This is a genomic window from Streptococcus sp. 29892 (assembly GCF_032594935.1).
Classification (GTDB): domain Bacteria; phylum Bacillota; class Bacilli; order Lactobacillales; family Streptococcaceae; genus Streptococcus; species Streptococcus hyiners.
The window spans coordinates 1380187-1403068 of the sequence record NZ_CP118734.1 but is presented as its reverse complement, the minus strand read 5'-3'; the positions used below and the strand labels follow the sequence as shown (position 1 = coordinate 1403068).

At 43.1% G+C, this 22882-nt stretch carries 22 protein-coding genes; 12 read left to right on the top strand and 10 right to left on the bottom strand.

Translation table 11 applies throughout. From position 1 onward, the window contains the following. Window positions 1–12: 12 nt before the first annotated feature. Window positions 13–1353 (top strand): dipeptidase, encoded by a 1341-nt coding sequence (locus tag PW220_RS07010; protein WP_248055023.1) that lies wholly within the window; start codon window positions 13–15, stop codon window positions 1351–1353. 62 nt (window positions 1354–1415) lie between these two features. Here the strand turns inward: PW220_RS07010 and PW220_RS07005 are convergent, their stop codons facing one another. Then, window positions 1416–1889 (bottom strand): arginine repressor, encoded by a 474-nt coding sequence (locus tag PW220_RS07005; RefSeq protein WP_105113290.1) that lies wholly within the window; start codon window positions 1887–1889, stop codon window positions 1416–1418. 80 nt (window positions 1890–1969) lie between these two features. Continuing rightward, entirely contained in the window at window positions 1970–2998 is a 1029-nt protein-coding gene (gene queA, locus PW220_RS07000; RefSeq protein ID WP_248055024.1) for a tRNA preQ1(34) S-adenosylmethionine ribosyltransferase-isomerase QueA, read from the bottom strand. Window positions 2999–3356: 358 nt separating this feature from the next. Between queA and PW220_RS06995 the strand changes: the two genes are divergently transcribed. Continuing rightward, window positions 3357–4064 carry a glucosamine-6-phosphate deaminase gene (locus tag PW220_RS06995; protein ID WP_248055025.1) on the top strand — a complete coding sequence of 236 codons (708 nt, stop codon included), beginning with the start codon at window positions 3357–3359 and terminating at the stop codon, window positions 4062–4064. Window positions 4065–4311: 247 nt separating this feature from the next. Here PW220_RS06995 and PW220_RS06990 read toward each other — a convergent pair whose 3' ends face one another. Next, window positions 4312–5274, bottom strand: a complete 963-nt coding sequence (locus tag PW220_RS06990) for a glutathione S-transferase family protein (RefSeq protein ID WP_248055026.1) — start codon at window positions 5272–5274, stop codon at window positions 4312–4314. Window positions 5275–5402: 128 nt separating this feature from the next. Here PW220_RS06990 and PW220_RS06985 point away from each other — a divergent pair, with 128 nt between their 5' ends. Both PW220_RS06985 and PW220_RS06980 read left to right on the top strand, forming a co-directional pair. Continuing rightward, window positions 5403–6119, top strand: coding sequence for a pseudouridine synthase (locus PW220_RS06985; protein WP_248055027.1), 717 nt, complete (start codon window positions 5403–5405; stop codon window positions 6117–6119). A 13-nt stretch (window positions 6120–6132) separates the two neighbouring features. After that, window positions 6133–6612 (top strand): glutathione peroxidase, encoded by a 480-nt coding sequence (locus tag PW220_RS06980; protein ID WP_248055224.1) that lies wholly within the window; start codon window positions 6133–6135, stop codon window positions 6610–6612. An 18-nt stretch (window positions 6613–6630) separates the two neighbouring features. Here the strand turns inward: PW220_RS06980 and PW220_RS06975 are convergent, their stop codons facing one another. From PW220_RS06975 to PW220_RS06955, 5 genes are all read right to left on the bottom strand, one after another. Further along, window positions 6631–7608, bottom strand: a complete 978-nt coding sequence (locus PW220_RS06975) for a FecCD family ABC transporter permease (RefSeq protein WP_248055028.1) — start codon at window positions 7606–7608, stop codon at window positions 6631–6633. Continuing rightward, the gene (locus PW220_RS06970) at window positions 7605–8654 is read right to left on the bottom strand and encodes a FecCD family ABC transporter permease (protein WP_248055029.1); all 1050 of its coding nucleotides are present in this window, start codon (window positions 8652–8654) and stop codon (window positions 7605–7607) included. Before PW220_RS06970 ends, PW220_RS06975 begins: the two co-directional genes overlap by 4 nt. 13 nt (window positions 8655–8667) lie before the next feature. Further along, complete coding sequence (locus tag PW220_RS06965; RefSeq protein WP_248055030.1) at window positions 8668–9582, bottom strand: ABC transporter substrate-binding protein; 915 nt, start codon at window positions 9580–9582, stop codon at window positions 8668–8670. 12 nt (window positions 9583–9594) lie between these two features. After that, window positions 9595–10392: an ABC transporter ATP-binding protein gene (locus tag PW220_RS06960; RefSeq protein ID WP_248055031.1), complete on the bottom strand. Its 798-nt coding sequence runs from the start codon at window positions 10390–10392 to the stop codon at window positions 9595–9597. Window positions 10393–10520: 128 nt separating this feature from the next. Further along, a complete protein-coding gene (locus tag PW220_RS06955) occupies window positions 10521–11966 on the bottom strand; it encodes a UDP-N-acetylmuramoyl-L-alanyl-D-glutamate--L-lysine ligase (RefSeq protein WP_248055032.1) in 1446 nt (481 codons plus the stop codon). A 145-nt stretch (window positions 11967–12111) separates the two neighbouring features. On the opposite strand from PW220_RS06955, the gene PW220_RS06950 reads away from it, so the two are divergent. The 7 genes from PW220_RS06950 (at window position 12112) to PW220_RS06920 (ending at window position 18882) form a co-directional block, all read left to right on the top strand. Further along, on the top strand, window positions 12112–12858 hold the full coding sequence (locus PW220_RS06950) for a lysophospholipid acyltransferase family protein (RefSeq protein ID WP_172091143.1): 747 nt from the start codon (window positions 12112–12114) through the stop codon (window positions 12856–12858). A gap of 193 nt (window positions 12859–13051) precedes the next feature. Further along, on the top strand, window positions 13052–14581 hold the full coding sequence (locus PW220_RS06945; RefSeq protein WP_248055033.1) for an ABC transporter substrate-binding protein: 1530 nt from the start codon (window positions 13052–13054) through the stop codon (window positions 14579–14581). A 3-nt stretch (window positions 14582–14584) separates the two neighbouring features. Continuing rightward, the gene (locus tag PW220_RS06940; protein ID WP_248055034.1) at window positions 14585–15352 is read left to right on the top strand and encodes an ABC transporter ATP-binding protein; all 768 of its coding nucleotides are present in this window, start codon (window positions 14585–14587) and stop codon (window positions 15350–15352) included. A 15-nt stretch (window positions 15353–15367) separates the two neighbouring features. After that, window positions 15368–16111 (top strand): ABC transporter ATP-binding protein, encoded by a 744-nt coding sequence (locus PW220_RS06935; protein WP_248055035.1) that lies wholly within the window; start codon window positions 15368–15370, stop codon window positions 16109–16111. A 2-nt stretch (window positions 16112–16113) separates the two neighbouring features. Continuing rightward, window positions 16114–17049, top strand: coding sequence for a DUF2817 domain-containing protein (locus PW220_RS06930; RefSeq protein ID WP_248055036.1), 936 nt, complete (start codon window positions 16114–16116; stop codon window positions 17047–17049). A 76-nt stretch (window positions 17050–17125) separates the two neighbouring features. Then, window positions 17126–18061, top strand: a complete 936-nt coding sequence (locus tag PW220_RS06925; RefSeq protein ID WP_248055037.1) for an ABC transporter permease — start codon at window positions 17126–17128, stop codon at window positions 18059–18061. An 8-nt stretch (window positions 18062–18069) separates the two neighbouring features. Beyond that, entirely contained in the window at window positions 18070–18882 is an 813-nt protein-coding gene (locus PW220_RS06920) for an ABC transporter permease (RefSeq protein WP_248055038.1), read from the top strand. Between the two features lie 187 nt (window positions 18883–19069). On the opposite strand, the gene PW220_RS06915 is transcribed toward PW220_RS06920, so the two are convergent. Next, window positions 19070–19966: a cation efflux transmembrane domain-containing protein gene (locus tag PW220_RS06915; protein WP_248055039.1), complete on the bottom strand. Its 897-nt coding sequence runs from the start codon at window positions 19964–19966 to the stop codon at window positions 19070–19072. Window positions 19967–20095: 129 nt separating this feature from the next. Next, window positions 20096–20923: an exodeoxyribonuclease III gene (locus tag PW220_RS06910; protein WP_248055040.1), complete on the bottom strand. Its 828-nt coding sequence runs from the start codon at window positions 20921–20923 to the stop codon at window positions 20096–20098. Between the two features lie 159 nt (window positions 20924–21082). Between PW220_RS06910 and PW220_RS06905 the strand changes: the two genes are divergently transcribed. Beyond that, on the top strand, window positions 21083–22741 hold the full coding sequence (locus tag PW220_RS06905) for a hypothetical protein (protein WP_248055041.1): 1659 nt from the start codon (window positions 21083–21085) through the stop codon (window positions 22739–22741). The last annotated feature ends 141 nt before the right edge of the window (window positions 22742–22882 follow it).

The following is a 22882-nucleotide window of genomic DNA, read 5'->3' as shown; positions in this document are numbered from 1 at the left end:
AAAGGAGTAACAATGAATACAAGTTTTATTCAAACCAATCATCAGGAAGAGTGTGTCCAGGCTATAAAAGATTTGGTGGCTTTTCCGTCTGTCCTACATGAACATCAGGCTGAGACACCGTTTGGTCAAGCTATTCAGGATGTACTGGAACATACCCTAGCCATGACGGAGAAAATGGGCTTTAAAACCTATTTAGACCCTGCAGGCTATTACGGCTATGCAGAAATTGGTCAGGGGCAAGACTTGCTGGCTGTTCTCTGTCATTTGGATGTCGTACCTGCTGGTGACCTCAAGCAATGGAACACACCGCCTTTTGAAGCAGTCGTAAAAGATGGCTTCCTGATTGGTCGAGGTGTTCAAGACGATAAGGGACCATCTATGGCAGCCCTCTTTGCTGTCAAGGCTTTAATGGATGCAGGTATTTCCTTTACCAAACGCATTCGCTTTATTTTTGGTACAGATGAAGAAACGCTTTGGCGGTGCATGAATCGCTACAATCAACTAGAAGAAGTGGCAACTATGGGCTTTGCACCAGATTCCTCCTTCCCTTTGACCTATGCGGAAAAAGGCTTGCTCCAGGCAAAATTACATGGACCGGGTCATCCTTGTTTGAGTATCGAAGCTGGTACCGCCTATAATGTGGTTCCTGCCAAGGCTAGCTATTCAGGCCACTTATTAGCTGGGGTCATGGCAGAGTTGGACCAGCTGGGCTTTGATTATGAAAGCAATGATGACCAGGTGACCGTTCTCGGTATTTCTCGTCATGCTAAGGATGCGGCAGAGGGTGTCAATGCCATCGTGCGTTTGGCCAAGGCTTTGGACAAATTTGAAGACCATCCGACTTTAAACTTTATTGTCAATGCTATCGGAGAAGATGCCACTGGTTTCAAGCTGTTTGGCGATGTAACCGATGAGCCGTCAGGTACCTTGAGTTTCAATATTGCAGGTCTGACCATCAATGCCAAGAGATCAGAAATTCGTTTGGACATTCGCATACCAGTTACAGCTGACAAGGAAAAATTAGTGGAAACCTTACAAGCCAAGGCTCAGGAATGTGGTCTGACCTATGAAGAATATGACTACTTGGCAGCACTGTATGTTCCACTGGATAGCCAGTTGGTATCGACCCTCATGTCAGTTTATCAGGATAAAACTGGTGATATGGACAGCCAGCCAATCTCATCAGGTGGAGCAACCTTCGCTCGTACCATGCCAAACTGTGTGGCTTTTGGAGCTTGTTTCCCTGATACAGAGCAGACAGAGCACCAGGAAAATGAACGCATGCCATTGGAAGATTTGTACAAGACAATGGACATCTACGCGGAAGCAATCTATCGTTTAGCAGCGGAATAACAAAAAAGTTCTCAGCTTTCGGAGCTGAGAACTTTTTAAGTCCTTGTAAGCGCGAGCTACTATTATGCCTTGCTAAAGAAGAAAGGTGGAGCGTATTGCTTGAGGTATTCAAAACAAGAGAGGGCACTTTCATTATCCTCGCAGATAATCAAGCAGACATCATCACCGCAAACTGTTGCAATGATTTCAGGGATTTCCATGGCATCCAAAATAGAGCCGAAGGAATTGGCCAGACCAGGTAATGCTTTCAAAATGACCTGGTGCTGAACAGGTTTGAGCATGACCAAGGCATCTTCCATATAGAGCCGCAGCCGTTTTTCCCAGCGACTTGGAGCGATGGGGTTGATGACATAATGAGAAGAATCATCCTCATTGACCTTAACCAAATTGAGCATCTTAATGTCGCGGGAGAGGGTGGACTGGGTAACGGATACGCCGTTTAGATTTAGGAGTTCTTGCAATTCTTGTTGGGTATGGATTTTCTTCTCCATCACCAAGGACAAAATCAGTTGGTGCCGACTTTCAATCTTGTTCATAGGAACCTCCTACAAGATGGCAGTCACGGAAAATCGCCTAGAAAGCCTAGACTTGATTTTCGGTGACAAGGAAAGTGTCGCTATTGAATAAACATAGCATCTCCAAAACTGAAGAAGCGGTAGCCTTCTTCAACAGCGTGTTTATAGGCATCTAAGACGAATTCTCGACCTGCAAAGGCAGATACCAACATAACCAAGGTTGATTTTGGTAGATGGAAGTTGGTTGAAAAGGCATCGATGATGCGGAATTGGTAACCTGGTTTGATAAAAATATTGGTCCAGCCAGAATCAGCTTCTAGGCGACCATCGAATTTATTTCCGATGGTTTCCAAGGTGCGAATGGATGTGGTACCAACTGCAACAATCCGACCGCCCTGGTCTTTGACCTGATTGAGCGTTTGAGCTGCATCGGCGGATAGGTTATAGAATTCGGAGTGCATTTCATGTTGGTCAAGATTGTCAACGGAAACTGGTCGGAAGGTACCTAGACCAACATGAAGGGTCAAATAGACTAGCTTGACACCCTTGGCTTCAATTTTTTCTAGTAGTTCTTGGGTGAAATGCAGTCCAGCAGTTGGGGCTGCGGCAGAGCCATTTTCTTTGGCATAGACAGTTTGATAGCGTTCGCGGTCTTCCAATTTCTCATGAATGTAAGGCGGAAGGGGCATTTCGCCTAAGCTTTCCAAAACTTCAAGGAAAATACCATCATAGGTGAACTCAACAATTCGTCCACCGTGTTCTAATTCTTCAATGATAGTGGCTGTCAATCTGCCATCACCAAAGGCAACCGTGGTACCGACTTTCAGGCGTTTGGCTGGTTTAGCAAGCACTTCCCACTGGTCACCTTGGGTATTTTTCAAAAGTAATAGCTCAACATGGCCATTGGTTTCTGGCTTGTATCCGTAGAGGCGAGCAGGGAGCACGCGCGTGTTGTTCATGACCAGAGCATCACCAGGGTTTAGCTGGTCAATGATGTGGTCGAAGTGGCTGTCGACCATGGTTTTCTTTTGGTGGTCGAGGATGAGTAGGCGAGAGCTGTCACGCTTCTCAAGTGGGACTTGGGCAATCAGTTCTTCAGGTAATTCAAAATCAAAATCTGCGGTATTCATGTGTTCTCCTGTTTAAATTAGTATTAAAAAATAGATGAGCAGGCCAAATGGAAGCAATAACAAGGGCAGACCAATTGAGAAAAAGATCATTTTTAATGTTCTCGAATTGGTGATGAGATAGCCTGCCAGGCAATTCAGAATACCGAGAAAGAATAGGTATATAAGTACATTTGTCATACCTTTATTATACCATAGTTGCATCCCTAAGTCTTGACGAACGAAAAGGAATGAGAAATAATTTTCTAATTTATTATACTAATTTTTATTGAAAAATATAATGTGATAAGCTTGACAAAAATTGGTCTATACCATATAATAGGTTTATAAAATTGGTCTATACCAAAAAGGAGGAATAAGAATGAAAGTTCATATCGTTAAGAATCAAGTGGAAGGGGCAGCTATTGCCTTTGATATTCTCAAGCAGAAATTAGCAGATGGCGCGCAGGTTCTGGGTTTGGCTACAGGTTCCAGTCCGATCGAATTTTACAAGCAGGTTCGTGAAAGTGATTTGGATTTTTCTGAGGTGACATCTGTGAACCTGGATGAGTATGTTGGTTTGGGCGAAGACAGTGACCAATCCTATGTCTATTTCATGAAAGAGCATCTTTTTAATGCAAAACCATTCAAGGAAAACCATTTGCCAAACGGTTTGGCTGCTGATCTTGATGAAGAGTTGGTGCGCTACAATGCCATCTTGGAAGACCATCCTGTTGATTTCCAAATTTTAGGTATCGGCCGCAATGGTCATATCGGCTTTAATGAGCCGGGGGCTTCCTTTGACGGTGTTGCCCGCGTTGTGGATTTGGCGCCATCAACCATCGAAGCCAATGCCCGCTTCTTTGACAATCCAGAAGATGTGCCAAAACAAGCCATCTCCATGGGGATTGCCAACATCCTGTCTGCCAAAACTATTGTTCTTATGGCCTATGGTCAGGAAAAAGCTGACGCCATTAAGGCGACGGTGGAAGGGCCAGTGACGGAGGAAGTTCCAGCAAGTGTCCTTCAAAACCACGATGATGTTGTACTCATCATTGACGAAGCCGCGGCAAGTAAATTGACAAAATAAGAGTTAAAAACCGGCCACCTTTTTAGGTAGTCGGTTTTCTTATTTTCTTCCAACTTGCTAGTATGCATATGAGCAAACGGGATTTCGGAATGGCTAATCCCATAAGCGGACAAATGCGACAAATACAAACAATAGCCTGAGTGCCTTGAACAAGCACAAAAAAACAGCCATGGCGGCAAACCACGGATGTTTTTCTTATGCTTGGTTTCTCGAATTTTTAAGCACTTCAAGTATGACACACCTGTCTTTAGTTTTCAAGTGTCCAGTCCAAGTCAGGTCCCACAGGAACGATGCCCGTTGGGTTAATGGTCTTGTGGCTACCATAGTAGTGTTGTTTGATATGGTCGAAGTCCACCGTTTCTGCAATGCCAGCATGGTTGAAAAGTCGCTTGGTGTAGTTCCACAGGTTTGGATAGTCAACCAAGGCCTTGATATTGCACTTAAAATGCCCAAAGTAAACAGGGTCAAACCGCACCAAGGTAGTAAAGAGACGAATATCAGCTTCTGTCAACTGATTGCCCACCAGATAATTCTTATCTGCCAAATGCTCTTCCAATTTATCCAAGGCTGTAAAAAGGTTCTTGACTTCTTTTTCATAAACTTTCTGGTTGGTTGAAAAACCAGCCTTGTAGACACCATTGTTGATGTTGGGATAGACAAAATCATTCATGGCATCAATCTCAGCTTGTAGGTGTTCTGGATAGTAGTCATCGTAATTTCCAGTAATGTCATTGAAAGCAGTGTTGAACATGCGCATGATTTCAGCAGATTCATTGCTGACAATGGTATTGGTTTCTTTGTCCCAGAGAACAGGAACCGTTACTCGACCAGTGTAATTAGCATCTGCTTTCAAGTAAACTTGATAGAGATAGTCGCTGTTAAAAATTGGGTCCTTGATCACACCAGGACCGTCTGCGAAGGTCCAACCATTTTCTAACATGAGTGGATGGACGATAGAAAGCGAGATGTGGTCTTCCAAGCCTTTCAGTTTTCGCATGATCAAGGTCCGACTGGCCCAAGGACAAGCCAGAGAAATGTAGAGACGGTAACGACCAGATTCTGCCTTGAAACCACCTTTGCCTGTTGGACCAGCCTGACCGTCTGGTGTAATCCAGTTACGAAATTGTGTGACAGTACGGACAAACTTACCGCCTGTTGACTTGGTGTCATACCATTGGTCTACCCATTTGCCATCTTGTAAAAGTCCCATAACGTTCTCCTTTTCTTTACTAGGAAATCACCCGATAATTAGTTGAGTTCTTTCTTTATATCACTAATTAGTATTATAAAAGATTTTAAAACAAAGTCAAGTCAGATGTTTTATGCTAGAATAGTGCTATGAGATTGGATAAGTGTTTAGAGAAGGCAAAAATTGGCTCCCGCAAGCAAGTAAAGAAATTATTTAAGGCCCAACACATCAAGATTAACGGGCAAGCTGCTCAAAGCCTCAGTCAGATTGTGGACCCAGGCCTGCAAGATATCATGGTAGCTGGCAAGAGGGTTGAGCTGGAAGCTAGTCGTTATTATCTGCTCCATAAGCCTGCTGGTGTCGTTTCTGCCGTGTCTGATAAGGACCACCAGACTGTCATCGACCTGATTTCACCAGAGGATAGGGCAGACGGGCTTTACCCTGTCGGTCGCCTGGACAGGGATACCGAGGGCCTAGTCCTCATTACCAACAATGGTCCACTCGGCTACCGCATGCTCCATCCCAGTCACCATGTGGACAAGATCTACTATGTGGAGGTCAACGGCCCCTTGGGTCAGGATGCCCCGACATTCTTTGCATCAGGTGTTACCTTTTTGGACGGCACCCGTTGCCAGCCCGCAGATTTGACTGTTTTGGAGGCTTCTTTGGATCATAGCAGAGCGACCATCAAGTTGGCAGAAGGCAAGTTTCATCAGGTCAAGAAGATGTTTTTAGCCTATGGTGTCAAGGTCACCTATCTCAAGCGGATTTCCTTTGGAGGTTTTGAGCTGGGGGATTTGGAACGAGGTGCATACAGACAACTTAGTCCCAATGAAATGGACCATCTACTCACTTATTTTGACTAGAGGAGGGGAAATGATGAGCATTTATGATTTTACAGTACAAAAACAAGATGGGACAGACCAGTCCATGCGGGATTTTCAGGGTCAGGTTCTATTGATTGTCAATACGGCAACAGGCTGTGGATTAGCTCCTCAATACAAGGAATTGCAGGAGCTCTATGATAGCTATAAAGACAAAGGTTTTGTGGTACTGGATTTTCCTTGCAATCAATTTTTAAATCAGGCACCTGGTTCTGCTGAAGAAATCAATCAGACCTGTAGTTTGAACTATGGAACAAGTTTCCCACGATTTGCTAAAGTAACTGTAAATGGTGCAGGAGCTAGTCCGCTTTATCGCTATCTCAAGAGAGAAAAATCGACCGTATTAGGAGGTCGCATTGAATGGAATTTTACCAAGTTTTTGGTCGATAGACAGGGGCGCGTGGTCAAACGCTATTTACCAACGACTAGTCCATTAAAACTGAAAGAGGACATTGAGCATTTCTTGGAAAAGTAAGAAGAAGGCTGGAGAAATCTAGCCTTCTTGTTTTAATAAGAATAGAAAATATGGAGCGCCAATCATGGTAAGCACCAAACCAGTTGGAATACCTGTACCAACCAAGAAGCAACGGGCAAGCATGTCAGCCAGGACCATTAGGATGCTTCCAATCAGAAAGGCAGTGGGTAGGCTGACTTGATGTTGTTTACCAACTATTTGTTTGGCCAAATGACCAGCAAGAAGGCCGACAAAGGCAGTATTGCCAACCAGTAGAGAACTAAGGCTGGCTAGGCTTGTTGCTAAGAAAATGACCATCAGGCTTTCTTTCTGCCGATCTAGCCCTAACCCAGTTCCCAGGCTGGGTTCTAATTGCAGAATATTTAGCCTTGAGAAACGGATGAAGCTCAGCAAGCAGAGGACAAGCAGGGCAGGACCTACTAGGCTGATGGTTTGCCAGTCATCTCCGACATATCTCCCCGTTAACCAACCGATAATGTTTTCCAACTTGTAGCGGTCAAATCGGACCATGAGGCTAATCATACTGCTGGAAAACAGGCTAGCCAGACCAACACCAGTTAGGACCAGTCGCGTCGGTTCTATCCCTCGGCCCTTTTTATAAGCCAGCAAATAGACCAAGCCAGTTGCTAGAAATCCCCCTGTAAGAGCCAGAACTGGCTGTGAAAGCGGGAAGGATATATTCCAAGTGAGTGCAAGCGTCAGCAAGAGTCCTGCTCCCGCATTGACACCCAGAATGCCAGAATCTGCCAAGGCATTACGAGTCAGGGTCTGAAAGAGATGCCCACTGACAGCCAGAGCCCCACCAGATAGAATGGAAACCAAAAGACGTGGCAGGCGGATTTTCCAAAAAATCAACTGGGTCGCTGTGTTTGCTTGTCCGCTTAAGGTTGCGAATAAATCTTTCAGCCCAAGTTTGCTGTAACCAATGATAAGGGAGAGCAAGGATAGGATGGTCAGAAGGAGTAAAAGTAAGAGCAGAATGTCCTTTTTCTTCATGCCTGAAATTCCCCCTTTCGAATGAGCCAGAGAAAGATTGGAAGTCCGACAAAGCTAATCAAACTGCTCAAGGGAGTTTCATAAGGTGGATGGAGGGTTCGGCTAATCAAATCCAGCCAGACTAGAAAACCAGCTCCAGCCAAGGATGAAAAGGGTAAGATATAACGATAATCTTTTGGAAGCATGGAAGTCAAGAGGTTAGGGATAATAAGTCCGATAAAGGATAGGGAACCAATTAAAGCGACAGAAGAAGCTGACAAGAGAACAACGATGGCTAGGAAGAAGCTGGTCATCTTATGAGTGTCTTGTCCCAAGGCAGTAGCCACTGTATCATCCAAACTCAGAATGGTCAAAGAATGGGCAAATACTTGCGCCAACAGTAGTCCCAGTAAAATAAGAGGGGCTAACCAGTACAAACTATTCCAGCTAATGTTGGTCAGGCTACCTGCTTCAAGACCAACAATGTGGTTGGACAAGTCGTATAAGAGGGCAAGCCCCTGTCCCAAGGCTTGCGTGAGAGCAGTGACCATGATACCTGCTAAAATAAGTTGGAGTGGACCTTTAGAATGCTTTTTTTCTTGGCTGAGAAGGATAACCAAGCTAGCCGAGCAAGCAGCTCCCAGTAAGCAGGAAAGAATGCTGAAGAGTTCAGAAGAGTGGGGCCAGAAGACCATTTTCAAAATCAGAAAGAGCCCAGCTCCAGCAGGAATTCCCAGTAGCCCAGGGTCTGCCAAGCGATTACGTGTCACGGCCTGCATGATAGTTCCAGAGGTCGCAAGACTTGCCCCAACCAGCCCCGCTGCCAAAATCCGAGGTAGGCGCAAATCAATCAGAACATCTTGAAGTTCTGACTGACGCAAGGGATTTTTTAAGACGGAGAGGATTTGGTCATGAGAGTAAGAAATAGCTCCCAAACGAAATCCCCAGTAAGAACCCAGCAAGAGAAGAAAGAGCAGGAGGAAAAAAAGAGGGGAAGGCGATAGGCTAACCTTGAAGCTAGCTGTAACCCCTTCCCCATTTTTTCTCTCCGAGTGTTTCAAAAACATAGAGAATCAATCCTTATTTTGTGATGGCTTCCTTGAGAATGTTCAGTTGATACTCAAGTGAAATCGGGTCGTTGAAGTAGAAGGCCTTGCTATCTACCTTGATGACACGATTGTTTTGAACAGCTGGAAGGTTCTTCCACAAATCGCTGTTCAATAGACCTGCGGCAACACTTTCGTCTTCAACAGCCAAGATAATGTAGTCCCCTGCGTAGTCTGGCAAAACTTCCTGTGACACAGCAAGGAAACCTGGACCAAAGACTTTGTCCTTGACTTTTTGAGGAGCGGTATAAGCTAGTTCTTGGTAAATAATCTCTCCACCACGTCCCCAGTTATTACCGAAGAGGTAGAGGTCTTGACCAAGATAGCCCATGATGGTAAATGTCGCATTGTCGCCTGTCTTAGCTTTTATTTCCTTGGCAGCATTTGCAACATTCTCCTTCCAAGCGGTTTGCCATTCTTCAACAGCGGCTTCTTGTCCAAAAATTTGACCAAAGACTATCAAGGTTTCAGCATAGCTATGCTTGCCATATTCAAGGGAAATGGTTGGAGCAATCTCAGCAAGCTGTTCGATTTTTTCATCTGTCGAGCCAGTCACGATAAGGTCTGGTTCCAGCGCAGCGATGGCTTCCAAATCTTCACTGGTAACCGCAGTAGCACCTTTAAGCTGTTCAGCAAAGGCTGGATTTTCCAAGTCGTAGGAAGTCGCACCGACCACATCAAAGCCCAACTGCAAGAGATAACCAGTGTTGGCAAAGTTGAGGCTGACCACCTTTTTAGGCTGAGCAGGAATGTCGCCATAGTAGGCAACTCCCTCGATAGTGGGCATGCTTGAAAGAGTTGTTTGGCTATCCTTTTGGGAAATAGCAGAGCAGGCAGTCAAGACAAGGACTGACAAAATAAGACTGAGAGAAAGTAGAAACTTTTTCATAAAAACTCCTTATTATTTTGTAGAATGTTTTGTGCGAGTGTAGGTGGCTAAAATGGGGTAACCATAGTGGCTGGCTGGCAGGATTTCTGCTTCAATGTCAAAGATTTGTCGCAGATGCTCAACTGTGATAACCTCATCTACGCTTCCTTTATGAAGGACCTGTCCATCTTTCATGGCAATGAGGCAATCAGAGAAGCGGGCAGCGTGGTTGATGTCATGCAGGACCATGACAATGGTTTTGCCGTTTTCTTGATTGAGTTTCCTCAGTAACTGCAAGACTTCTAGTTGGTGCTGCATATCCAGATAGGTGGTTGGCTCATCTAAAAAGATGGTATCCGTATCTTGTGCCAAGGCCATGGCTATCCAAACCCGTTGCCGCTGCCCGCCTGATAGGGATTGGACAGATACTTGAGCAAATTCCATGGTTTGCGTCACTTTCAAAGCCCAGTCAATTTTTTCTCTATCGAGTTCTGTTAATCTACCAAAGGCATTTTGATGGGGAAAGCGTCCATAGGACACTAGGTCATAGACCCGAATGCCACCCAAACTTTCCTGTACCTGTGGGAGTAGGGACAACTGTTTGGCAATTTCCTTTGTCGGAATTTGCTGCAAGTCTTTCCCATCTAAATAGACGGCTCCCTTATCCGCAGGTAGAATACGGCTGAGAGCCTTTAATAGCGTGGATTTTCCGCACCCATTGGGACCGATAATACCACTTATCTTTCCACTCGGAATTTCAATGGACAGCTCGGATAGAACAGTTTTTTGTCCATAAGAAAGTTCTAAATCCTTGGCTGAGATGGTGACCATAAGTCCTCCTTTACTCACATTGATGTCTATTATATCATAGTTATCGGGGGAAACAAAGAGTTTTCTGACAATTTTAATTTAATAAGAATGGTTATAAAAATCCCTGTCCTAAGGACAAGGATACTCCATTAGAGATAACGTTTTGCCACTTCCAAGTCGCCGTCATAGGCGGCTTTTTTATCGTTGACGATTTGATAGGCATCGGCTCCCTTGCCTGCAATGATGACGGCATCCTTTGCGGAGTTTGTCTGACTCATAGCTGTGCGAATAGCTTCTTCTCGGTCCAAGATAAAGTCGCTTGGACGGGTCATGTGGGCACGGATTTGCTGGGCAATTGCTGCGGGATCTTCACGGTTGGGATCATCAGCTGTCAAGATAACTTCAATCTGCGGATAGTCATTGAGCAAAAGACCGAAGTCCTTGCGGCGACTTTCTCCCTTGTTACCAGGAGCCCCTAAGATCAGAATAACCTTGCCTGTCTGATGTTCCAAGACGACATCAATTAGCTTTTTCACACTATCGCCGTTATGGGCGTAATCTACGAAGACCTTGGCACCATTTGGCTGGGTCAGGACTTCCATGCGGCCAGGGACATTGGTTTGGGCAATTCCTGTGTGAATGTCCTCCAGACTTGCTCCCAAGCGGAGACAGGCCAGTCCAGCTGCAATGGCATTTTCTTGGTTGAAGCCACCGATCAGCTGGATGTCGTAATGGCCAGCTAATTTGCCGGTCGCTGTGAAGTCAAAACCTGCTGACTGACTAATCTGGTTTTCAGAAGACGGGCCATAGAAGTCATGGTCTTTAGAGTTGACTTGGTCTTTTACCACCTCAAAATGGTCCATTCCAGCATTGACAATCACCGCTCTGCTATTGTCCATCAAAAGTCGCTTGTGGTAGAAATAGTCCTCAAAAGTTGGGTGCTCAATGGGGCCGATGTGGTCGGGGCTGATGTTGAGAAAGACGCCGACATCAAAGGTCAGCCCGTAAACCCGCTTGACCAGATAGGCCTGGCTAGACACCTCCATAATCAAGTGGGTCATGCCGTTTTGGACCGCCTCCGCCATCATGGCAAAGAGGTCCAGACTTTCAGGCGTGGTCAAGGTGGACTTGAAGAAGTTCTTGCCGTCCAGCGTGGTGTTCATGGTCGAAAGCATGGCAGGTTTCTTGCTCTGTTTAAGAATGTTAAAAGCAAAATAAGCCGCCGTTGTCTTACCTTTGGTACCGGTGAAAGCCAGGAGTTTGAGCTGTTTCTGGGGATGACCATGAAATTCCATGGCAATCAGGCTCATAGCTTGCTTGATGTCGTGGACGATGATAGCAGGAATGCTGACTTCGTAGTCGATTTCAGACACATAAAAAGCCAGTCCAGCCTCAATAGCCTTTTCCAGAAATTCCTTCTTAAAAGCCAAGCCTTTGGCAAAAAAGAGGGTCGTTGGACCAACCTTACGGCTGTCATAACTGAGGGCGTCAAACTGGACATCCGTCCAAGAGCTATCAGTCTGTTCTTGATGACTAATTTGACGGAAGTTAGCATCCGCCTTTAAGATTTCTAATACACGTTCAATTGTAATCATGTTACTATTGTAAACCTATCGAAGATATTTGACAAGTATGGGCTATGTAATTAGTAGGCATTTTGATAGCAAAGTTGAATGAATGTGATATTTCTTTCTAAAGTAAATTTATGCTATAATAGGGGAGATTGAAAAGGAGAAGTCTATGTTTTATTCTTATCTACGAACGCTATTAACTTTTTTACTTTGGGCTATCAATGGTAATATCCATTATCATGATAGAGAAAATATTTTGCCAAAGGAAGAAAATTATATCCTCATCGCCCCACATAAGACCTTCTGGGATCCTGTTTTTCTGGGCTATGCGGCTGCACCCAAGCAGTTTATCTTTATGGCTAAAAAAGAACTCTTCAAGGATCGTGGCTTTGGTTGGTGGATTAGCAAGTGTGGTGCCTTTCCCATTGACCGTGAAAATCCTGGCATGGCAGCCATCAAGTATCCTGTCAATATGTTGAAAAAAAGTGACCGCTCACTTGTCATGTTCCCTTCTGGTAGCCGTCATTCCTCTGAACTAAAAGGTGGAGTAGCAGTCATCGCAAAGTCAGCCAAGGTCAAACTCATGCCAGCAACCTATGTGGGACCAATGACTATCAAAGGACTTTTAGCTGGTGAACGAATTGACGTAGCCTTCGGAAATCCAATCGATATTTCAGACATCAAGCGCATGGATGACGCGGGTACGGCAGAAGTGACCAGCCGTATCGAAGCGGAATTCAAGCGATTGGATAACCATGCAGCTTCTTTCCAGACCAAGAAAAAGCCAAATATCTTGACCTATATCTATCGTGTTCCTGTGCTCTTATTGGTTGCCCTTGTTCTAGGTCTAACCTATGTCTTTAGCTATATCGCTAGTTTTTTCTGGCAACCAAGCACGCAATTGGATAAAAAATAATATGATGAAACTCGCTGATGGCGGGTTTTTTCTATTTTTTTGTAGTGATAATTTATTTGGAGCACCATATTTTTTCTAACAGTAGTTTTTTTGTGAAAAATACAACAAAAACTTTTGTAGGCACTTTACATTCTCGTCTTTTTTGATATACTAAAAGTATAATATATAAATATTTACACATAAGGAGTTCATCATGAAGAACTATAAAAAAATGTTGGCAATGGGTTTGGCTGCTCTAGTATTGGGAGCATGTGTACCGACACAAACCAGTCCAGGTACAAGCACTGATACCATCAACATTGGTTATTCTCAACTTCCAGCTAATATCCATCCAGCTGAAGATTATAATGGCTGGTTCACCGTGCGCTACGGTGTCGGAGAAACCTTGTTCAAATTGAACAACGATTTACAAGTAGAGCCTTGGCTGGCAGAAAAAATTGAATCAATTACTGATTTGGAGTGGAAAATTACTTTAAAAGATAATATTACTTTCCAAAATGGTGAAAAAATGACTGGTGAAAAGGTCAAGCAGTCATTGGAGCATCTTCTATCGAAGAGTGATCGAGCAAAAGCGGACTTAGGAATTGCATCTATCAGTGCAGACGGTCAAACGGTTATTATAAAAACAGAGCAACGACAACCCATCATGGCTAACCTCTTAGCAGAGCCTTATTCGGTCATTATTGATGTTAGTGCAGAGCCGCTAGCAGAACAAGGACCGGTCGCTACAGGGCCTTATAAATTAACCAAATATATTGCAGAGAGTGGTGCCGAATTGGAAGCCTATGAAGGCTACTGGGCAGGTACACCAAAAACAAAGAATTTAAAGATTAAGTACTTTACAGATGCAACAGCTATTGCTGCTGCTCTAAAATCAGGTGAAGTGGATGCGGTATATGGTCTGCCTTATGCCAACCTTGAAACCTTCAAATCAGACAGTAGCAATTTTAAAACTTCTGAAGTAGAGGGATCCAGATATGTTCAATTTAGCTATAACTTGGAGCAAGCAGAAGGTCAGGATAAACAATTCCGCCAGGCTTTAGATACTCTGGTAGATAAGGAAACTTACACTGCTTCCTTGTTCAAAGGTGCAGCTAAAGTAGCAGATACTGCTTTTCCAAATAACTTCGAATTTGCCTTGGGAACAAGTGTTCACGAGTACAATGTAGAAAAAGCAGTACAATTGTTGGATGAGGCAGGATACAAAGATACAAACGGAGATGGACTAAGAGAGGCCAATGGTCAGAATATAAAATTGGACTTGGTCACTTATAATCGTCTCGCAGAGATGCCATTATCTGTTCAAGCTTTCCAACAACAACTGAAGGAAGTTGGTATTGATTCGGAAATTATCACTGTGGATAAACCGACTACGGCGGTCTCTGAGAATATATATGATGTCCTCACTTATACCGTAGTTGCAGCCCCAATTGGGGATCCATATGCCTATTACAAGAGTGTCTTTTATACTAACGGATCTGCAAATATTGCCCACTACTCAAATCCAGCAGTAGATAGCCTTATCGATCAGTTGCAGGTCGAGCCTGATCAAGCAAAGCGTAACGAATTAAGCAAACAAATTCAAAAATTAGTTGATGAGGATTATATCTTTACCTATATTGGTCATTTTAAAGTAGCGCTTGTCATGGATAATAATCTTCAAGGATTTGAATCACATGCGACAGATTATTACCATGTGACAAATCAGATTGTGAAGGAATAATATATGCTAGATATTAGCAATTTAACTATCTCCTCTCCAAGTCGTGATATTTTGGATAATGTCAGTCTTAAAGTGACAAGTGGAGAAAGTATCGCTATTGTCGGTGAGAGTGGGAGCGGAAAAACAACTTTAATCAAGAGTATTCTAGCCCTTCCATTAACGAGCTTAAGACAGACAGCAGGTCACATTCAGTTTGAGGGACAGACCATACAGTTAACCAATAAAAGGCAGGAACTGCCTTTTATTGGTATTGATATTGCTTGGATTACTCAAAATGCTAAAGCAAGTTTTAATGAAAAGCGGACTATCTGGGCACATTATCAGGATTTGTATAAAACCTATAGTAAATATAGTAGCGACTTACGAACCTTAGAGGAGTGCTTTTCCTTAGTTGATTTACCCTATAGTAAGGAAATTATTAGAAAATACCCTTTTGAATTTAGTGGTGGTCAGATGCAACGAATAGGGATTGCACTTGCCTTGGTGGCGAAGCCCAAGCTACTCTTAGCAGATGAACCAACCAGTGCCTTAGATGCCCTAAATAAAAAAATACTTGTTCATTTACTAAAGAAATTGCATAAAAACGAAGGGATAACTCTTGTGATAGTGACCCATGACATGAGTGTTGCAAAGGATATTTCAGAACGCTTAGTTGTGATGAAGGATGGTAAGATTGTTGAAACTGGTACGACTTTCGAGGTTTTATCCCATCCAAAGGAAGCCTATACGAGAAAATTACTAGCTGCCATCCCAAGGTTAAGAACAGTCTAGAAATGGATGTAGAGTATGAAAAGTATTTTACAATGTCAGAATTTAACCTATTTTTATAAAAATGATGTAGGTATAAAAAACATTAACTTTGAGTTATTTACAGGTCAAGCACTAGGGCTGGTTGGTGAAAGTGGAAGTGGAAAGAGTACGATTGCTCAATTGCTTTGTCGGTTATTGACGTTGCAAGAGGGGAGTATAACATTGTTTGACAAACCTTTTCAGACAGTATCAGACAAAGAATTTTACAGGCTTGTTCAATATATCCCTCAAAATCCTCAGGAGTTTTTTCATCCTAAGAGAAGGATTAAAGAGAGCTTGGAAGAGGCTATTGATAATTTTAAGCTTTTTCCAGGTGAGAACAAACTAGATGTGCTGATGCGTTCTATTTCAGAAGTTGGTCTGAAGGAAAGTCATCTCTATCAATTTCCCCATCAATTAAGCGGGGGAGAATGTCAGCGTGCTAGTATTGCTAGAGCCTTATTGGTCAATCCTTCTCTGATTATTTGTGACGAAGTAACGAGTGCTTTGGATGTGACCATCCAGGCTGAAATCATGAAATTGTTAGGGAAAATAAAAGAAAAGCATGATGCCGCTTTTCTTTTTATCGGTCATGACATTGCCTTGGTTAGTCAGTTTTGTGAACAGATTATCGTTTTAAAGGATGGTCAAGTAGTTGAGCAGGCGGATACCTTGGCCATGGTCCAACATCCACGAAGTAGCTATACCAAGCTACTCTTAGAAGCTTATGGAAATGGTTAGATATGGTAATTGAACTTGTTGAACAGGCTCCTTGTAATACCTGTGTTAAGGATAATTTTGCCATTGCAGATAATTTTTCACTCCCTTATACATTGATAAAAGGAGGAGGGAGCCGCCCTTTGGTATTGATTACAGCAGGCGTACATGGTTGTGAATACGTTGGTATAAAAACAAGTATATCTCTAGTGGAGGATATTGAACTCAAACAATATAAAGGGTCAGTATTGCTTCTCCATACTGTTAATCCAACGGGTTTTTATCAAAAAATGACCAGTTTAGTACCAGAGGATATGGTTAACCTCAATCGGATATTTCAAAATAGTTATCAAGAGCCGACCTTGAGTTATCATATCAAGCAGTTTTTTAGAGAGCGATTGTTACCGAATGTTGACTATCTCATAGATTTGCATGGTGGCAATAAGGAAGAGCTTCTGACTCCTCATGTTTATTATTCGATTTTAGGAGATTCATCAGTTATTCACCAATCTAAAGAACTTGCCAAAGTAAGCGGAAGTCCAGTTATTTTTGCGTCATCCGATGTTGGTGGTCTGTATCAGGCAGCAGCTATTGATTATGGCATTCCTAGTATTTTATTAGAGCAAGGAGATAGCGGAACCTGCCTGCCTGAAGATGTTCATAAAATGAGAGAATCTGTACGAGCTCTTTTAGCATCTATTTTTGAAGGAAAAGAAGCACCAAAGTCCGACCAAGTCTATTATCAGAAATCCTATTCGTTTTATAGTGGTCATCTAGCGTGTTGGACCTGTTTTGTAAGACCAGGGGATAGGGTTAATAAGGGCCAAATTCTTGGTCAATTACATACCCTACACGGAGATGTCTTGGAGGATTTTTTTGCCTTGGAAACAGGTCTAGTCCTTTATCAGAAGTCAAATTTGGTCACACATATAGGAGAATCGTTAATAACCATTGCATACTAGCTTATCTATTGACTATGAAATAGATCGCATGAGTACTTGTCTGGCAACCTGTATTTGTTGAATCAGAAGGAGAATTATGTTAAAGAGTATTACAAAGATAATATTAAAATTTATTCTTATCCTATTTTGTGTCAGTTTTATCTCATTCTTGCTTTCTTATCTGGCTCCAGGAGATCCTGCTGAAGCTATTTTGAACCAAGAAGGTGTTCCAGTCACTCAAGAACTGTTGGATTTAACGAGAGAAAAGTTAGGATTAAATGATCCTTTTCTAACTCAGTATTTCAGATGGTTGTCAAAAATTGTGGTCTTTGATTTTGGCGTGACCTACAATACTGGCGCACCCGTATGGGATCAATTAGTGTTTTATTTTCCAAATACCCTCTACCTGTCAATGTATATTCTATTGACTACCTTGTTCATGTCTGTTCCCACAGCCTTGGCAATGGCTTACAAGAAGGATAGTTTGTTTGATAGGTGCTTGATGTCCTTGCTAGGTATTTTGAATGCCATTCCTACCTTTGTTTTCGGGATTATCCTTATATTAATTTTCTCAGTTCACTTAAAATGGTTCCCAGTGCAGTCAACTGCTAATTCCTTGGGGATTGTTTTACCGGTGGTGACCCTGGCCTTAGCTATGTCATCTGTTTATACACCGCAACTACGAACGGCTTTTCTGGAGGAACTACACACCCCTTTTGTAGAAGGTGCTAGGGGAAGAGGCATCAGTGAATGGCGTATTATTATTTTCGATGTCTTACAAAATACCGTGCCGTTTATCATTACGTTAGTTAGTCTTTCTATGGGGGCCTTGGTCAGTGGGGTGACCATTATTGAACATTTGTATTCATGGCCGGGGATGGGTAAACTCCTAGTGACAGTCGTAGCTAATCAGGATTATCCCATAATTCAAGGAACAGTACTATTTGTAACGGTAGGGGTTTTAACGGTTAATCTGGTATCACAAGTAGTGATTGCTTGGCTAAATCCTAAAATTCGTTTAGGGAATAAGTAGGTGGAGATATGCTAAAAGGAAACAAAAGGTTATTGATTTTAGGGTTCATTCTTCTTGCTTGGCTAGTGCTGATGTATGTCCTTCCCTATTTTTTTACAGATAGTATTACCAAGGTGGATTTAGGCCATGCCTTGCAAGGACCAAGTCAATCAGAGTGGTTTGGGACAGATGCCCTTGGTCGCTCTGTTTTTGCACGGGTAATGAGTGGCGGTAGAGAAAGTATTTTTTCAGGCCTATTGGTCTTGTTTACCATCGTAACTATTGGCTCCTTGATTGGTATCTCTAGTGGATTAGTTGGTGGTAAGGTTGATCAGGTTATTTTGCTTATCATTACAGCTTTCCAAGCCTTTCCTGCCATTGTCTTGGTTATTGCCATAGTTGGGATTTTAGGTGTTGGGCTCCAGCAGACTGTATTGGCCATGTGCATGGTGGCTTGGACCAAGTACGCTTATCTGACACGTTCCATCACCCTACAACTAAAAGAAGAGTCCTACATTAAATCTGCTAAAATGTATGGAAATGGTTTTTGGGCAACCATCACCAATTATTATATTCCAATGATCAAACCTCAAATATTGACAACCATGAGTTTTGATATTGGTATTGTCATTATGGAGATTTCGGGACTGAGCTTCATTGGTTTAGGTGCGCAGGTGCCTAGTCCAGAATGGGGAACTATGATCAATGACGGGAGAATTTATATTCAGGAAGCACCGTGGATTGTCATTTTTCCTTGTATCATGCTTATGATTACCATTTTACTCTTTACGAAATTTGGGGATGAGTTAAAGAAATATTACAATAATGAGGTTTCAGGTTAAAAAGCTTATCAAGACAGTATGTTTGAGACAAGTATCTTCGAGGTATTTGTCTTTTATAATTATTTTTTCAGTCCTGCTTTGTTAAAACATAAAAAATCACCCACTATTCACCATTTCTAAGTAGTTGGATTTTTCCAACTGCTAGATAGGTTATAGACGGGTGTTTATTATTATCCAGCTTAGATAACTAGAGGGAATACTCTACAGTGATGTACTCATGGTGCTGTTTGAGGGTATCAAGGATATGGGGCTTCTTGGCTACAAGCTGTCGCATGATGTCGTGTTCAACATCTTGAAGGTGTATCTTTATCCGAACCTGCATGCCTTGTTTATAGATATGAATATCCACATCCTCAGTTTCTTCTAAGTATTGTTCTAATATCTCATAAAGACATTCTTGAATTTCAGGTAGATGGACAGTACCATGGGCTAGCTCTTTAAATGAGGTAATGAGTAGGGTGAGAGGTTCCTTGAATGAGATTAGGGCAAGAGCAAGGGTTACGAAGAAATCACCTGTATAATGCAGAAAATCTAGGGGGCTCTTGTTAGGGATAAAGGCTAAGAATAGAAAGGCTACTCCAATGGCTGCTGAAATCAGACCATCAATCAGGTTGCCCTTGGCCTCGGCGGCGATGATAGTAGAAATATTGCCGATTTTTTTATTCATATAGCGATTGTAGGCGAAAAGACCAAAGCAGACAAAGAGCATTATACTGGTGTAGGGGATAACAGGTCCAGTGGTCATCTTGTGGGCAATGCCATGGACAAAGTAGGCAAAGGCGGTTGCTGCAGTTTCTAAGACAGCAAAAATCAGGAGAAGTAAGGTTGCCAAGGATTTCATAATGGCATAGAGTGGTTCTAAAAAGTGTAATCCTTGGGGAAAGGTTGCCGTTTTCCTATGACTATGCTTGGAGATATGGTATGCGACCAGGGAAGATATAAAGGCAATGAGGGAAAAAACGCCATCAAGCAAGAGGGCATTTAGGTCAGTCATGATATAGACGGCTAGACCTGCTAAACCGTTTAAGCCATTGATAATAGCAGAAACGGTCAAGCAATGTGCTTCAATTTTCTTTGGATCCATTGATGACCTCCTTAACTGGTTTATTATATATTTATTATATCAATCTTTTTACTTTTCGGCAAGCGTGATGAATGTGCAATCAAAACTGTTCTGTAAATGAAAAAAGAAGAGCTAGAGCTCTTCTTAATATTAGATATCAATTTCCATAACAATTGGTGTATGGTCTTGGCGGGCACCAGAATCAATCATATCTGACTTGGTTACTTTATCAGCGATACGGTCGCTGACCAACCAGTAGTCGATTCTCCAGCCTGTGTTGTTGATTTTGCTGGTGCGGCTGCGTTGAGCCCACCAAGTATAGGCGTTGAGGACATCCCCATGTAAGTGGCGGAAGGTATCTGTGAAGCCTTTAGCAAGTAGATTTGTAAATCCTTCACGCTCTTCGTCTGTAAATCCTGGTGACTGGCGGTTGCTAGCTGGGTTGGCCAGGTCAATTTCCTTGTGGGCAACGTTGTAGTCACCTGTGGCTAGGACTGGTTTTTGGCTGTCAAGCTGAGATAGGTATGCAGCATACTGGACGTCCCAGATTTGGCGGTCGGCCAATCGTCTCAAGCCATCGCCAGCGTTTGGCGTATAAACCTGGGTAACATAGAAATCATCAAATTCCAGTGTGATGATGCGCCCTTCAGAGTCCATAGTGGTTGGCGCACCAATCTCTGGGAAGGTAATGGTCGGTGTCAGGTGGTTTTTATAGAGGAAGAGGGTGCCAGCATAGCCCTTACGTGCAGGTTCGACAGATGAACGCCAGGTATTTTCATAGCCAGGGAAGTAGCTTTCAAGGATTTCCAAGTGTTTTTTGGTTGGCCCCTTGTCAGAGAGCTTGGTTTCCTGAATGGCAATAATGTCGGCATCTTCAGCGACCAGTGTGTCAATGACGGCGCGGGATAGGAGGGCGCGTGGGGATTCTGCTGTCAGAGCAGCGTTGAGGGAATCAATGTTCCAAGAAATGAGTTTCATACAGGTTCCTTTTCTAGTTTCTTACTGTTTTTACATTATACCAAAAATCAAACTTGTAGGCGAACAAGGGACCTTGAAAAAATTTTTTCAATTTTTGTGTTACAGTACTAAAAGTATGGTACAATAGTAGCAAATAAATCTTTGGTTTCGGAGGTTGTTATGAAAAGAAAATTGATTGGCTTTGCCTGGCTAGCCCTCATTCTCGAAATGCTAGTCTATTACTGGTATCAGCTACCCGCTATCAATGTGTTTAGTTTGAGTTTCTGGGTTTTCGTCTTGCAATCGACAGCCCTGGCCTGGTTGATTTTGCTTTTTAGTAATCCAGCAGGACTTGTTCAACAAGCTACCAAAGTGTCGGGTAGACAGCGTCAGGTGACAACCTACAATATCAATCCTAAACTGCCTGCCTTTCTTAGTTGGACCGGTCGCCTTTGGCTCTTGGTGGTTCTTGCCTTGGTTGGACTGGGGATTTTCAACTCTCCTATCTTCCGAGCTAAAGATTATGCGGCGGTCATTTCGGTAACGGATGCGGATTTCAAGTCGGATTTTCCAGAAACCGATATTTCCAAGTTGGCCCTTTTGGACCGTGCTTCGGCTGAGAAAATCGGTGACACCTATCTGGGCACCATCGACAAGGTTTCCCAGTTCGGCATTTCGGATGATTACCGTCAAATTACCATCGGTCAGCAACCTTTCCGTGTGTCGCCCTTGGAGTATAAGTCTTTTTGGAAATGGCTGAGCAACCATCAAGACGGGATTGGCTACTATGTGAAGGTCAATCAGACGACAGGGAAAGCAGAGCTTGCCAAGCTGAGCAAGTCCATGCATTACTCAGATTCCGAGTATTTGTTCAATGACACCATGCGACATCTCCGTATGCAATACCCAACCACTATATTCGGGAAACCGTCATTTGAAGTGGATGATGAGGGCAATCCTTACTACATCGCAACCACCTATCAGCCAAAATTTGGTTTGTCTTCTAACGACCCGACAGGTGCCATTGTTTTGGATGCCGTGACAGGGGAGAGTAAGGAGTATAGTCTGGCAGATATTCCTGAGTGGGTGGACCGTGTCTACTCTGCTAGCAATGTGATCAGTCGTGTCGACGACCACTATACCTACCAAAATGGTTTCTGGAATACCATTTTTAGCCAAACAGGTGTCAAACATACAACTGACAGCTATAACTATATTTCCATCGGCTCTGATATTTACCTCTATACAGGAATTACCTCAGCTACAGCAGATTCTTCCAACCTTGGTTTTATTCTGGTCAATATGCGGACCCGTGAAATCACAAACTACAAACTAGCTTCGGCGACTGAAACTGCAGCCCAAGAATCAGCGGAAGGGGAAGTTCAGGAAAAGGGCTATCAGGCGACAGCACCAAGTCTGGTCAAGCTAGCAGACACAGCCTACTACTTGGTTTCTCTCAAAGATGATGCTGGTTTGGTCAAGTCCTATGCCCTGGTCGATGCGGAAGATTACCAACAAGTAACGGTCAACAATGACGTGGCGACCCTTATTTCACAAGTAACGGGGACAGATGCTTCAAGTTTAGCAGGCTTGACTGCGACTGGTACTGGTGAGGAAAGCGAAGACGTGGAAGTGATTTCTGGTAAGGTTGAAGCCTTGGCAAGCCAGATGATTGCTGGTTCAACGGTTTACTATATCCAATCAGCTGACCAGATTTACAAGGTCAAGGCAACTGAGGATAGTACAGACAAGCTACCATTTATCAAGGTCGGAGATAGTTTTACCGGTCAACTGGATAAGAACAATTACCTGAAAAATGTGACCATTAGTCAAGAATAATTTGAAAGAAGAGCGGGAATTGACTTTAGGGCAGACCTGCTCTTTTCTTTGTATTTTGGTGCTAAATACGCGTTTTTGTGGTATAATATGGCAGGCTTGTATTTGTTCATCTGTAGAACAAATAGGCTATTCTATTTTAAG

Coding starts and splice junctions, on each gene's coding strand:
- PW220_RS07010 (WP_248055023.1), top strand. CDS start 13: ATGAATACAAGTTTTATTCAAACCAATCATCAGGAAGAGTGTGTCCAG.
- PW220_RS07005 (WP_105113290.1), bottom strand. CDS start 1,889: ATGAACAAGATTGAAAGTCGGCACCAACTGATTTTGTCCTTGGTGATG.
- queA (WP_248055024.1), bottom strand. CDS start 2,998: ATGAATACCGCAGATTTTGATTTTGAATTACCTGAAGAACTGATTGCC.
- PW220_RS06995 (WP_248055025.1), top strand. CDS start 3,357: ATGAAAGTTCATATCGTTAAGAATCAAGTGGAAGGGGCAGCTATTGCC.
- PW220_RS06990 (WP_248055026.1), bottom strand. CDS start 5,274: ATGGGACTTTTACAAGATGGCAAATGGGTAGACCAATGGTATGACACC.
- PW220_RS06985 (WP_248055027.1), top strand. CDS start 5,403: ATGAGATTGGATAAGTGTTTAGAGAAGGCAAAAATTGGCTCCCGCAAG.
- PW220_RS06980 (WP_248055224.1), top strand. CDS start 6,133: ATGAGCATTTATGATTTTACAGTACAAAAACAAGATGGGACAGACCAG.
- PW220_RS06975 (WP_248055028.1), bottom strand. CDS start 7,608: ATGAAGAAAAAGGACATTCTGCTCTTACTTTTACTCCTTCTGACCATC.
- PW220_RS06970 (WP_248055029.1), bottom strand. CDS start 8,654: ATGTTTTTGAAACACTCGGAGAGAAAAAATGGGGAAGGGGTTACAGCT.
- PW220_RS06965 (WP_248055030.1), bottom strand. CDS start 9,582: ATGAAAAAGTTTCTACTTTCTCTCAGTCTTATTTTGTCAGTCCTTGTC.
- PW220_RS06960 (WP_248055031.1), bottom strand. CDS start 10,392: ATGGTCACCATCTCAGCCAAGGATTTAGAACTTTCTTATGGACAAAAA.
- PW220_RS06955 (WP_248055032.1), bottom strand. CDS start 11,966: ATGATTACAATTGAACGTGTATTAGAAATCTTAAAGGCGGATGCTAAC.
- PW220_RS06950 (WP_172091143.1), top strand. CDS start 12,112: ATGTTTTATTCTTATCTACGAACGCTATTAACTTTTTTACTTTGGGCT.
- PW220_RS06945 (WP_248055033.1), top strand. CDS start 13,052: ATGAAGAACTATAAAAAAATGTTGGCAATGGGTTTGGCTGCTCTAGTA.
- PW220_RS06940 (WP_248055034.1), top strand. CDS start 14,585: ATGCTAGATATTAGCAATTTAACTATCTCCTCTCCAAGTCGTGATATT.
- PW220_RS06935 (WP_248055035.1), top strand. CDS start 15,368: ATGAAAAGTATTTTACAATGTCAGAATTTAACCTATTTTTATAAAAAT.
- PW220_RS06930 (WP_248055036.1), top strand. CDS start 16,114: ATGGTAATTGAACTTGTTGAACAGGCTCCTTGTAATACCTGTGTTAAG.
- PW220_RS06925 (WP_248055037.1), top strand. CDS start 17,126: ATGTTAAAGAGTATTACAAAGATAATATTAAAATTTATTCTTATCCTA.
- PW220_RS06920 (WP_248055038.1), top strand. CDS start 18,070: ATGCTAAAAGGAAACAAAAGGTTATTGATTTTAGGGTTCATTCTTCTT.
- PW220_RS06915 (WP_248055039.1), bottom strand. CDS start 19,966: ATGGATCCAAAGAAAATTGAAGCACATTGCTTGACCGTTTCTGCTATT.
- PW220_RS06910 (WP_248055040.1), bottom strand. CDS start 20,923: ATGAAACTCATTTCTTGGAACATTGATTCCCTCAACGCTGCTCTGACA.
- PW220_RS06905 (WP_248055041.1), top strand. CDS start 21,083: ATGAAAAGAAAATTGATTGGCTTTGCCTGGCTAGCCCTCATTCTCGAA.